This is a genomic window from Sinorhizobium mexicanum (assembly GCF_013488225.1).
Classification (GTDB): Bacteria; Pseudomonadota; Alphaproteobacteria; order Rhizobiales; family Rhizobiaceae; genus Sinorhizobium; species Sinorhizobium mexicanum.
Genome location: NZ_CP041241.1, coordinates 664,582 through 676,624, shown reverse-complemented (window position 1 = coordinate 676,624; position 12,043 = coordinate 664,582). Strand labels below are relative to the sequence as shown.

Here is a 12,043-nt window from a genome sequence, read left to right as displayed (position 1 = left end):
TGTGGCACATCAGTCTCCGAGAAGCTGGCGATCGTCGCCATCCCTGTGCGCCACCAATTGCTGCTTGATGCGCCTCAGCGTCGCCGTCGCCTGTGGCTGGACGCGGTAGGCGACGAGACTGGCGATGATATCAAGCAAGGCCAGATAGGCGATGCGCGTGGATGTCGGCCGATAGATGTTGTTGCCCTCCGGCAGGTCGACCGGAACAGTGATGTCTGCGGCAAGCGCGACGGGGCTGCCACTCTGGGTCAGCGCGATCGTCGGGACCCTGGCTTCGCGCGCGAGCGTGAAGGCACGCACGAGCTCCGCGTTGCGCCCCGACAACGAGGAACCGATCAGCACGTCCGTCGGCTTGGCCGCCGCGGCCATCATCAATTGCATGCTGTGGTCGGAACTCGAGGTGATGCGCAGGCCGAGCCGAAAGAGCCGGTTCTGCAGTTCGCTGGCAACCATCGACGAATTGCCGCCCGAACCGAAGGCGTAAATCATTTCCGCTTTGGCCAGCCGCCCGGCGGTCTCTTCGACCGCGGCGAGATCGAGCGAGCGGTGCAACAGGAAGAGGGCGTTCTGCGCCTTGGTTATGATGTCCTGCGCGACATCGGCCGGCTCCTGGCTCTTCGGCTCGGGCTTGAGGTAGCGCATGCCGATATAGGCCGTGCGGGCCAGTTGCACCTTGAAGTCGGAAAAGCTCTCGCAGCCGAGACGCCGGCAAAAACGGGTCACCGTCGGCGGCGACACATCGGCCTTGCCCGCAAGCTCGATGATCGAGGCGTTCACGGCAAATTCGAAGTCATTGAGCAGGATATCGGCAATGCGGCTCTCCGACTGAGACAGCCGCCCCTTTTCCTCCTGCAGTGTCGCGAAGATGTCCATCGAACGCCCACCCCTTATGATCAGGCGTCCTTCGGCTTGTAGGCGACGCAGTCGATCTCAACCTTGCAGTCGACCATCATCGAAGACTGCACGCAGGCGCGCGCAGGAGGATGAGCGCCGAAATACTCCTGATAGATCTTGTTGAAGCTCCAGAAATCACGCGGGTCATCCAGCCAGACGCCGACCCTGACCACGTGTTCGACACCGTAACCGGCCTCCCTCAAAATGGCCAGAAGATTGCCGATCGCCTTATGCGTCTGCGCGACGATGTTGCCGTCGATGATCTCGCCATTCTCCATGGCGACCTGACCGGAGACGTGCAGCCAGGCATCGGCCTCGACGGCTCGCGCGAACGGCAGCGGCTTGCCACCCGCTCCGACCTGCTCCGCGCCATAACGTTTGATGGACATAGGGACCTTCGTGCAAATTATTTTCTTTATCCGTTGACAAGTCACCACAGAATACGGAATTTGACCAGACAAAATCCGGGTTTATGAAAAGAATTTCAATCCAAGGCGAAACGATGCGGGATCCCTTCCAGAATCCGTTCCCCCTCTCCGATGTTGCCCGGCATCAAATCTGGGACATGCTGGTGACGCGGGATATCGACGCTTTCCTGGCTGCGGACTGGTCGCTGGTCGCGGAAGATTTCGTCGAGGACGGCTTTATCGGCATCGACGGAAGGCGCGAGGAGAGCCCGGACAATTGGCGTCTCTCCTTTCCCTCGCTTGCCGCCTATCGCGAGGAATGGCTGCGCCAGGCGAAGGACTTCGCCGGCCAATCCTTCGCCGAGGATCCGCGCGGGGCGATCTTCGCGACGACCACGCTGGAAGACATCGAGATCAACGGAGACCTGGCGCTGGCGCGCAAGAAGTTCGACGGCGGATTGAAGAAGGCCGATGGCAGCGTTGATGTCATGAAGTGGCAGACGGTCTATTATTGCCGGCTGCATCAAGGCCGCTGGAAGATCTGCGGGTTTACCGGCTACCTGCCCAACCCGATGGGATCGAACTAGGCGAAAAAGGCGACAGCATTGCGAATCTTCACGGCGGCCCTGGCGACCGAGACCAACACCTTCTCGCCGATCTGCATCGATAAGCGGGCCTTTGAGGCTTCGCTATATGCCCCGCCGGGCAGCCATCCGGAGACACCGACGCTTTGCACCGCACCGATCACCGTCGGTCGCCAAGTCGTGGCAGAAAAAGGCTGGCAGTTGATCGAGGGGACGGCCGCCTGGGCGGACCCGGCGGGTCTCGTAAACCGGCAGACCTATGAGTATCTGCGCGACGAGATCCTCGGTCAGTTGCACGCCGCCCTTCCGGTGGACGCCGTCGTCCTCGGCCTGCACGGCGCCATGGTTGCCGATGGCTACGAGGACACCGAGGGCGACCTGCTGACGCGTATCCGCGAACTCATCGGACCGGACGTGCTCCTCTGCTGCGAACTCGATCCGCACAGCCATCTGACCGAGAAGCGCGTCGCCGCGGCCGATTTCTTTGTTTTCTTCAAGGAGTTTCCGCACACCGATTTCGTCGATCGCGCCAAGGATCTGTGGCGGATCGCCGTCGATGCAATCGAGGGCCGCGTCAAGCCGGTCATGTCGGTCTTCGACTGCCGGATGATCGACGTGTTTCCGACATCCCGCGAACCCATGCGCAGCTTCGTCGACAAGCTGATGCGGATCGAGCGGGAGGACGCTGACGTGCTCTCGCTCTCGGTGGTGCACGGCTTCATGGCGGGCGACGTGCCGGAGATGGGCACGAAGATGATCGCGGTGACCGACGGAAACCGGGAGAAGGGCCAGGCGCTTGCCCGCGACCTCGGCATGGAACTCTTCGCCAGACGCGGCACGTTCCGAATGCCGGAGCTCGACGAGCGCCAAGCGGTCGCCGACGCGATCGCCGCGACCGCCGGTCCGGTGGTGATCGCCGACATGTGGGACAATCCCGGCGGCGGAACGGCGGGTGACGCAACCGTGGTGCTGGAAGAACTGCTCGCTAATGACGTCACCGACGCGGCCGTCGGCACGATCTGGGATCCGATGGCCGTGCAGATCTGCATGGCGGCAGGTGAAGGCGCAGAGATCCCGCTACGTTTCGGCGCAAAATCCGCGCCTGGTACCGGCAATCCAATTGACGGGACGGTCAAGGTCATAAGTCTGGTGCGAAATGCCGAAATGCGGTTCGGAGAAAGCTTCGCACCCTTCGGCGACGCCGCGCACATCCGACATCGCGGCATCGACATCGTCCTGAATTCCACGCGCGCGCAGAGCTTCGACCCGAGTCTGTTCTCCGTGATGGGAATTGATCCGCGATCAAAGAAGATCCTGGTCATCAAGTCGACGAACCATTTCTTCGCATCCTTCTCGAAGATTGCGTCGAAGATCCTCTATTGCTCGGCGGGAACGCCCTACCCCAACGATCCGGCGAAGACGCCCTACAGGCGTGCGCGGCGCGACATCTGGCCCATGATCACGGATCCCCACGCGCCGGAACGAGGCGCGGCCTGAACCGCCACCCCGAGGTCACCGGCCCCCTGTTTTCGCTCAGCGAGACCAGATTCACCCCATCCGCTCCGAGGCATAGCTTCCCGGGCTCGGCGGGAAGACGACGACGCGGTTGCCGTTGATGAAGCAGCGGTGGTGGATATGGGCGTGGACGGCACGCGCCAGCACCTGGCTTTCGACGTCGCGGCCGATCGAGACATAGTCCTCGGCACTTTGCGCATGAGTGATGCGGGCGATGTCCTGCTCGATGATCGGACCCTCGTCGAGGTCGGCGGTAACGTAATGCGCCGTCGCGCCGATCAGCTTCACGCCGCGCTCATAGGCCTGCTTGTAGGGGTTGGCGCCCTTGAAGCTCGGCAGGAACGAGTGATGAATGTTGATGATCTTCCCCGACATCTTCTTGCAGAGCGCATCGGACAGCACCTGCATGTAGCGGGCGAGCACGATCAGCTCGGCGCCAGTCTGCTCGACGAGTTCCATCAGCTGCGCTTCCGCCTTCGGCTTGTTCTCCTTCGTCACCTTGATGCAGTGGAACGGGATGTCGTGGTTGACGACCACCTTCTGGTAGTCGAAGTGGTTGGAGACGACGCCGACAATGTCGATCGGCAACGCGCCGATCTTCCAGCGGTAGAGCAGGTCGTTCAGGCAGTGGCCGAAACGCGACACCATTAAAAGCACCTTGGTACGTTCCGACTGGTCGTGAAGAGCCGTTTCCATTGCGAATTTCGCGGCTATCGGCTTCAGCCCTTCCTCAAGCGCCGCGCAGCCGACGCCTTCTTCCGAAATGAAGCTGATGCGCATGAAGAACAGGCCCGTTTCGAGGTCGTCGAACTGCGAGCTGTCGATGATGTTGCAGCCCTGTTCGGCGAGGTAGCCGGAAAGCGCAGCCACGATGCCGCGGGTGGATTTGCAGGATACTGTCAAAACGTAAGTGTGCATCATTCGTCCTTGCTGTCGCGTGTCTGCTGCATGATTCCTTAAGTCGGAATCGATTTAAGGAATCATGCAGCCATTCAAGGTGCTCCCAGCGACCTTTGCGCGTCCGATTGGGCGCGCGGCGCTGTAGGTCTTTGTTTTCACGCATGTCGTTGTTCCAAACCGCTGCACACTTTTTGGCGACATGCATTGGGCCCTACTGCGATGCTTCCCTGGGCGGGCCAATTAAAGGATAAAACCGAGTGCGATACCAAGTGCTGCAGCGACGTTTTTGCGTCTGAAAAGGCGCTCTCGCGGTCATCCTGCGCGCAAGGAAGTCCCCTCCTGCGCATCGAGCTTGCCGAGGAATTCCTCCAGCTCCTGCGGCTCGATCCCGACCATATGCGGATTTTGCGGATAGGCGCCGGAACGAACGTCCTCGGCATATTCGCGGAAGGCCGCGATGCGCTCCTGCTGCAGTCTCGCATATTCGGCGGCAAAATTGCGGTAGACCTTCGCGTGACGAGGGTAATGGCCGCGATTTTGGCCGAGCACGTCTTCCGCGAAAAGATATTGCGCATCGCATCCGGCGCCAGCGCCCATCGAAAGCATCAGCAGCGAGCTCCGCTTCGAGATCGCCGCAGCCACCTCTGCCGGGACGACCTCGATCTCGGCAGCGAATGCTCCCGCCTCTTCGAGCGCCCTCACCTGCCGCCAGATCTCAAGTGCGCTTTCCGCGGTCTTGCCGACCGCGCGGAAGCCGCCGGTCCAGGTCGCCTTCGAGGGGATGAGTCCGACATGGCCGCAAACGGGAATGCCCTCGTCGCGCATGCGTCGGACGATCGAAAGGCTCGCGGCGCAATAGACGGCATCACCGCCTGCTTTTAGCGCCTTGAAGGCCGCGCGGATATAGTCGTCGGCCGTGACATGGTCGCCATATTCGAGACCCGGGAAGGCGAAGACAGACGGTGCTGCCTCCCTGAATTCCGGGCCGAGCAGCGCGGGAGGGACCGAGACGAGATCGATGCGTGCCCTTTCGGCGGCTTCCGCCTCTTCAAGCGTCACGACCCGCAGCATGGTAAGCTGCCTCTGGCCCTTGATCGACAAAAGATCGGCAACAGTCGGGCGGCGGTGTCTCATCGAGATCTCCCTTGAGGAACGCAAGATTTGATTGTTGCGGCTTTCACGCCGCCAGCAGCTTCCTGAGCTTGGTGCCCGGAGAAGCGAGCGCCTCTGGGTCCGGGCGACTGCCGGCAGCGATCAGCATTTCGGCAAGGCGGATGTCGCGGGCAACGGCATTGCCGGGGCCGATGCCGCTTGCGGCGATCAGCCGGCCTTCGCCATCCAGATGAAAGAGAATGAAGGCCCCCTCCTCCATGTCGCGCCGAACCGTCGCCGCCGCGCCGTCGGCAAGGCCGGCGATCTGCAGCGTCAGGTCGTATTGATCCGACCAGAACCACGGCACACTGGAGACGGCATCTGACCCGCCGATCAGGTTGATGGCGACCAGAGTTCCCTGGTCCTGGGCGTTGCGCCACGCCTCGAGCCGCACCCGCCGCCCGCCGTAATGCGACAGCGGGAAGGAGCAGCAGTCGCCAGCAGCATAGATGTCGGGATCTGACGTCCGCAGCGTCTCGTCGACGGCAATGCCGTTGTCGATCGCAAGGCCCGCAGCTTCCGCCAGTTCCGTGTTGGGCACCGCACCAATGCCGACGATGACGAGATCGGCGGAGAGACCGCCGCCATCGGCAAAATGAATGCGCGCCTCGCGCTCGCCACCATCGAGCGCGGCAATCTTCGCGCCACAGATGATTTCGACGCCTTCATGCCGATGCCTTTCAGCGACGACGGTGGCTATCTCTTCCGGCACGCCGCGGGTCAGAAGACGCGGCTGACCCTCGACAAGCGTGACCTCGGCGCCCAGCTTGCGCGCCGTTGCGGCCAGTTCGAGGCCGATGAAGCCCCCGCCAATGATGGCGACCTTTCGGCCCGCCGCAAGCGCTGGCCGGATCGCGAGGGCATCGGCATGGGTTCTGAGGACCCGGATACGCGCGGAGTTTTCGGACGCGCCTGGAAACGCCCGCGGACGTGCGCCGGTTGCGAGCAGCAGCCGGTCATACTTGATCGATCGGCCGTCTCCGAGCCGCACAGCCTTGTCCTCACGGGCGACCCTCTCCACGACAGCATTTGTCAGCACGGTTATCCCGGCCTCCTCGTAGCGCTCGGCGCTCGCGACGTATTTCGGCCCCTCGGCGCCTGCAAGCCCGGCCTTCGAAAGCGGCGGCCGCTCATAGGGAAGATGCGGTTCGGCGCCGATCAATGTGATTTCGCCGTCGAAGCCTTTTTCCCGCAGCGCAAACCCCGCCCGCGCACCGCATTCGCCGGCGCCCACGATGACGATATGTGCCATGCCTTCTCCTCCCTCCGCCGGCTCGACGTTAAGGCAATTGTCGTCAGGAAATCGCGATGAAGACGCTGCCGGCCTCAACCTTTACCGGATAGGTCCGGAGGTTGACGCAGACGGGGGCGCCCCTGGCCTGGCCGGTCTTGTAGTTGAAGCGGCCGTTGTGCTTTGGACATTCGATGATGTCGTCCATCACCAGGCCATCGGCGAGATGAATGTGCTCGTGGGTGCAGAGCCCGTCGGTCGCGAAATATTCATCATCGGGGCTGCGATAGACGGCGAAGGTTCTCCCCTCGTGATCGAAACGGATGACGTCTTCTTCATCGATCTCGTCGGCCGCACAGACCTCGACCCAATTCGCGCTCATGGGTTTCCTCCATTCAATGCAAGGTTTTTGAAGGGTTGTCGTTTTCCACGCTCACTCGGCGGCGTTGATGACCCGATCGCTATGGAACTCTTCGCGATAGGGCTTTGCCGTCGGCGGCAATTCGCGCTTCAGGAAGTAGTCCTCGTTCTTGAGCTGCCTGAGGAAGGCCGGGATCATTTCCAGATAGCCGTGCAGCATGGACGGGTTTGCCGCCGGCAGGTCGTGCCTGATCATCGCGTGCAGCTTCGGCAAGGCGTGATAGGGCACCATCGGAAACATGTGATGTTCGACGTGGTAGTTCATGTTCCAATAGATGAAACGGCTCACCGGATTCATGTAGACCGTGCGGCTGTTCAGCCGGTGATCGGTGACGTTGTCAGCAAGCCCGCCGTGCTGCAACAGGCCCGTCAAGACATGATGCCAGGCGCCGTAAAGCCGCGGCAGGCCGATCAACATCAGCGGGAGAATGGAGCCGAGATAGACCGACAGGGCGATCGTCGCGACATAGATCGCCAGCCAGATGCGGGCGACCAGGATCGCCTTCGGCCGCTCCATTTCCGGAATGAAGGTCTTTTCCGCGGCGCTGATCACGCCGAAAGCGTTTCGCACCATGTCGACCATCGCGTGCCAGACGTCGATGATGCCGAAGAAGTTGAGAACGAGCCGGAGAAGGTCCGGCGGGCGCATGATCGCGATTTCCGGGTCGCGGCCGACGATGACCGTATCGGTGTGGTGGCGGGTATGGCTCCAGCGCCAGGTCACCGGATTGCGCATGATCATGAAACAGGCGATCTGATAGACCACATCATTCATCCACATCGTCTTGAACGCGGTGCCATGACCGCATTCGTGCCAGCGGCTGTCGGATGCCGAGCCGTAAAGGACACCGTAGGCGAGGAAAAGCGGCACGGCCGCCCAAGTATCCCAGAAGTGAATGCCGAGCCCGCCGAACAGCACCATGCTGCCGAGCCAGAGGAAGGTGTCGCAGATGGCCGGCCCATCCTCGCGTTTCATCAATTCCTTCATCTGCTTGCGCGGAATATCGGTGTGATACCACTCCGCCGCGGAAAGGCCCTTGGCGACCGCCGCCGTGGCATCGCGCCCGAGCAGGCTGTAATCTCTTTTCGTCGCGACCGTCGTCATCTCTTCCTCCCGAAGCGCACTCCCGCTTGCGCCCCAAATTCGATGAAGGGAGCGTATGTTGACTTTTGACAATTCTCAATGCAGTCATGATATATTCTCTCAAATTCCATCATAACGACAACCTCATGCTTGAGGGGATAATTTCAAGGAGGGACGCCATGACGAGGAGACCGACGATCGCGGATCTTGCGCAAGCCGCGGGCGTGAGCGTTGCCACGGTCGACCGGGTCTTGAACGGGCGTCATCCGGTACGCGAGGAAACCGCGCGACGGGTTTTTGATGCCGCCAAGGCGATCGGCTATCACGCCGTTGGCCTGCTTCGCCAACGCGTGTTCGAGGATCTTCCGCAATATCGTCTCGGCTTTCTCCTGCAAAAGCCGCAGCAATCTTTCTATCAGGCCCTTGCGAAGGAGATCGAGAACGCGTCGCTGTCGCTGACCCATGTCCGCGCCCTCCCTCATGTGGACTTCGTTCCCAACTCCACCCCGGCGGGCATCACTGAAAAGCTGAAGGCGATGGCGGCGCGCAACCAGGCGATAGCGCTTGTCGCACCGGACTATCCGGCCGTCACGGCAGTGATAGAGGAACTGAAGGAGCGAGGCATTCCGGTTTTCTCGCTGCTTTCCGATTTCGCAGCCGGAGTGCGTGAGGGTTATGTCGGCCTGAACAACCACAAGGTTGGGCGAACCGCGGCCTGGATGATCGCCAAGGCAGCGAACCGCCCCGGCAAAGTCGCAGCCTTCGTCGGCAGCCACCGTTTCCACGGGCACGAACTCCGCGAGATCGCCTTTCGCTCCTATTTTCGCGAGAACGCGCCCGAATTCGAAGTGCTCGACACGATGGTCAATCTCGATACCGCCGAAATCACCCACGAGGCGACCCTCGATCTTCTGCGGCGGCACCCGGACCTCATCGGTTTCTATGTCTGCGGCGGGGGGATGGAGGGCGCGATCTCGGCGATCCGAGAGGAAAAGCTCGAGCGCAAGCTGCTGGTGGTCGTCAACGAGCTCACACCGGAATCGCGCGCAGCTCTCGCCGACGAGGCAGTCACGATGGCGATCGCCACACCCGTTCCCGCACTCGTGCGGGAGACAATCACCCTGATGGTCGGGGCAATCGATCGAGGCGCGGCCGGTGTGCCGGGACAGACCTTCCTGCCTTTCGACATTTTTACGCCGGAGAATATCTGATCCTGTCGGCGGGGGCAGGTGAAGTTCAAGGACGAAGTATGACTTGCCAGAGCAAAGCTACTGTAGTCATGCGTGGGGCCGTTTGAATGCGACGCGCTTTAGTCGCTCGCTTCTATCCCGGTTTTGGCGGGATACGCGGCTTGCCCTCCATTTGAGTGTTCTCCAGGCTCGTTTGGTCTCCCCGTCAGATCATCAAGAAAATCCTGGCACCAGCGCGTAACGTCGTGTTCCAGCAAGTGATCCATCATCGTCTTCCAGCGCTGCTTCCGTTCTTCCAGCGGCATGCTCAGCGCTCGCGCCATGGCGTTCGCGGTACCCTCTATGTCGTACGGGTTGACGAGCAGCGCGCCGTGCAGCTTGCGAGCAGCTCCGGCGAAACGCGAAAGCAGAAGCACACCGGGATCGTCCGGGTCCTGCGCGGCCACATATTCCTTTGCAACGAGGTTCATCCCATCTCGAAGCGGGGTCACGAGGCCGACTTTGCCAAGCCGGTAAAGCCCAGCAAGAATGTGGCGGCCTATCGAGCGGTTGATATAGCGTATCGGGACCCAATCGACGGCACCGATCGCGCCGTTCACCCTGCCGGCCTGTTCGGCAACCATGCGCTGCATGGCTTCGTACTCCGGCACTTCGGAGCGGGACTTCGGCGTGATTTGTAGATAGGTCACATGCCCATGCTGGGCTGGATTGGCCAGGATAAAGCGCTCAAACGCGTCGATGCGCTGCGTGATCCCCTTGGAATAATCGAGGCGATCGACACCGATGATCAGGCTGCGATTTCCAATGCTCTCACGCGTTCTTTTAACCGTCTTGTTGGTCGATGCCTTCTTGGCGAATTCGGCAAAGGCGGCAGTCTCGATACCGATTGCATAGGCGTCGCCCTTGAATACGCGGCCATAGGCGCTGAAGCGACCTCCGCCGAGCTCATCGCCGATGCCCTCCCGCCTGAGACAGCCGGCGAAGTTCTCAAGGTCATGGTCGGTCTGAAAGCCGACGACGTCGTAGTGGGACAGGCCGCGCATGATCTGCTCATGAACCGGCATCGTGAAGAGCACGTCCGCGGGCGGCCAGGGAATGTGGAGGAAGAAACCGATGCGGTTCTTCAAGCCCATCTCGCGCAGCTCTGCCGCGAGAGGGATTAAGTGATAGTCGTGCACCCAAATGACGTCATCGGGTTTGACAAGCGGGGCAAGGCGGTGGGCGAAGAAGCGGTTGACGCGGAAATAGCCGGCCATTTCCTTGCGGCCGTACTCGGCGAGATCAAGCCGGTAGTGGCAGATCGGCCAAAGAACCCGGTTGGCAAAGCCCTGGTAATACTCCTCAAAATCCGTGTCGGTCAGATCCGTCAGTGCATAGGTAATGTTGCCCTGCTGCAGTTGTGCAAGCGGCTGCGGCTCGTGCTCACCGCTCGATTTCCCCGACCAGCCCATCCATATGCCGCCATGCTCTTCAAGGGCGACCTTCAGCGCAACCGCCAGCCCGCCGGCGGGCGCAATACCACCCTTGTCCGGAACGGGTACGCGATTGGAAACAACGACGAGACGGCCCATGCCGACCTCCTTTCGTGCAAGAAAATAGGTCAGGTGCTCAAATATTCAGGCGACCAACACATATTCAGGGAACCAATGCAGCGATGATGCCGCGCAGAGCTTCGGCAGAGGGAACGGTGCCGACCGCTTCGCTCGCAGGCGACGGCGGTCCGACACGGATCGAGTAGCCGCCGAGCCGGTTAACCGTGCGAAACATCGCTTCGTCGGTCACGTCATCCCCGACGGCGATTGCGCGCCTCCCGGCAAAAGGTGGCTGCGCGAGAAACGCCTCGACTGCGTCGCCTTTGTCGGCACGGGCCGGACGGATTTCGATCACCATCTTGCCATGCTGGATCGTCCAGTTTGGCCCTGCCCGGATCAACGCCCGCTCGATCAGCGGTTCAAGCTGGAGTTTTTTGTCCGGAGCAAGCCGGTAGTGCGCGGCGACCGCCGCTCCCTTGTCCTCGATCAGAACACCGGGCCAGTTAGCCGTATCGGCGACAAGATCGGCCTTCAACTGCTCAAATTCCGACGTATCGGCGGCTTTGTGCACCCGGCCGTCTGCATCGCGGCGTTCGGCACCATGAAGACCCGCGATCGGAAAGAGGAATGGCGAAAAAAGCTGCTCGGCATAGCCAAGGTCGCGACCGGTCACGAGTGCCAGGGCACCTCCGAGTTTTTTCGACAAGGCATCGAGGTTCGCAGGCAAAGAAGGCGGAACGACTACTGCGTCCGGCGTTGCGGCCAGGTCAAGCAACGTACCATCGATATCGAGGAACAGTGCCCAGCCTTGCAGATCCGTTGTGAGAGCGGCGAGAACGAAGTCCTCTGCTGAAGCCGCGTCGGGTTTCGAGGCTCTGAGAAACTGCTTCCTATGTGACATGACCCCATATTTAGGTCACAGTCCTCAATCGGCCAACCCTGAGTTTCCACAAAGCGGAAACTTGCTGTCTAAGTGGCGGGACGAGGCAACGCGGTGACTCGCCTGTGATCCAGGCTCTGCGTTCACCATCAATCGACCTCTTTCGAGACTTGGCGCCGCGACGTCGGAACATCGCCCGGCCGCTCACGTTTATCACTCACTCCGGTCTCGGATCAGTTCAGGTGAAGCGTCAT

The 12,043-nt window shown here is 61.2% G+C and carries 12 protein-coding genes; 3 read left to right on the top strand and 9 right to left on the bottom strand.

The genetic code is table 11. The features are described 5' to 3' along the window. Window positions 1-9: 9 nt before the first annotated feature. Window positions 10-873, bottom strand: a complete 864-nt coding sequence (locus tag FKV68_RS27400) for a MurR/RpiR family transcriptional regulator (protein ID WP_180943659.1) — start codon at window positions 871-873, stop codon at window positions 10-12. Window positions 874-893: 20 nt separating this feature from the next. After that, window positions 894-1,283 carry a RidA family protein gene (locus FKV68_RS27395; protein WP_180943658.1) on the bottom strand — a complete coding sequence of 130 codons (390 nt, stop codon included), beginning with the start codon at window positions 1,281-1,283 and terminating at the stop codon, window positions 894-896. A gap of 113 nt (window positions 1,284-1,396) precedes the next feature. Between FKV68_RS27395 and FKV68_RS27390 the strand changes: the two genes are divergently transcribed. Beyond that, the gene (locus FKV68_RS27390; protein WP_180943657.1) at window positions 1,397-1,888 is read left to right on the top strand and encodes a hypothetical protein; all 492 of its coding nucleotides are present in this window, start codon (window positions 1,397-1,399) and stop codon (window positions 1,886-1,888) included. Window positions 1,889-1,906: 18 nt separating this feature from the next. After that, window positions 1,907-3,382, top strand: coding sequence for a M81 family metallopeptidase (locus tag FKV68_RS27385; RefSeq protein ID WP_180943656.1), 1,476 nt, complete (start codon window positions 1,907-1,909; stop codon window positions 3,380-3,382). A 51-nt stretch (window positions 3,383-3,433) separates the two neighbouring features. Here the strand turns inward: FKV68_RS27385 and purU are convergent, their stop codons facing one another. From purU to FKV68_RS27360, 5 genes are all read right to left on the bottom strand, one after another. Next, window positions 3,434-4,318, bottom strand: coding sequence for a formyltetrahydrofolate deformylase (gene purU, locus FKV68_RS27380; protein ID WP_180943655.1), 885 nt, complete (start codon window positions 4,316-4,318; stop codon window positions 3,434-3,436). 294 nt (window positions 4,319-4,612) lie between these two features. Next, window positions 4,613-5,434, bottom strand: a complete 822-nt coding sequence (locus FKV68_RS27375) for a 3-methyl-2-oxobutanoate hydroxymethyltransferase (protein WP_180943654.1) — start codon at window positions 5,432-5,434, stop codon at window positions 4,613-4,615. A 43-nt stretch (window positions 5,435-5,477) separates the two neighbouring features. Beyond that, complete coding sequence (locus FKV68_RS27370; RefSeq protein WP_180943653.1) at window positions 5,478-6,704, bottom strand: NAD(P)/FAD-dependent oxidoreductase; 1,227 nt, start codon at window positions 6,702-6,704, stop codon at window positions 5,478-5,480. A 43-nt stretch (window positions 6,705-6,747) separates the two neighbouring features. Beyond that, window positions 6,748-7,065 carry a MocE family 2Fe-2S type ferredoxin gene (locus tag FKV68_RS27365; protein WP_180943652.1) on the bottom strand — a complete coding sequence of 106 codons (318 nt, stop codon included), beginning with the start codon at window positions 7,063-7,065 and terminating at the stop codon, window positions 6,748-6,750. 51 nt (window positions 7,066-7,116) lie between these two features. Continuing rightward, window positions 7,117-8,208, bottom strand: a complete 1,092-nt coding sequence (locus FKV68_RS27360) for a fatty acid desaturase family protein (protein WP_180943651.1) — start codon at window positions 8,206-8,208, stop codon at window positions 7,117-7,119. 158 nt (window positions 8,209-8,366) lie between these two features. On the opposite strand from FKV68_RS27360, the gene FKV68_RS27355 reads away from it, so the two are divergent. Then, entirely contained in the window at window positions 8,367-9,398 is a 1,032-nt protein-coding gene (locus FKV68_RS27355) for a LacI family DNA-binding transcriptional regulator (RefSeq protein ID WP_180943650.1), read from the top strand. A 98-nt stretch (window positions 9,399-9,496) separates the two neighbouring features. Here the strand turns inward: FKV68_RS27355 and otsA are convergent, their stop codons facing one another. After that, a complete protein-coding gene (gene otsA, locus FKV68_RS27350; protein WP_245181733.1) occupies window positions 9,497-10,948 on the bottom strand; it encodes an alpha,alpha-trehalose-phosphate synthase (UDP-forming) in 1,452 nt (483 codons plus the stop codon). 64 nt (window positions 10,949-11,012) lie between these two features. After that, entirely contained in the window at window positions 11,013-11,810 is a 798-nt protein-coding gene (otsB, locus tag FKV68_RS27345) for a trehalose-phosphatase (RefSeq protein ID WP_180943649.1), read from the bottom strand. Between the last annotated feature and the right edge of the window lie 233 nt (window positions 11,811-12,043).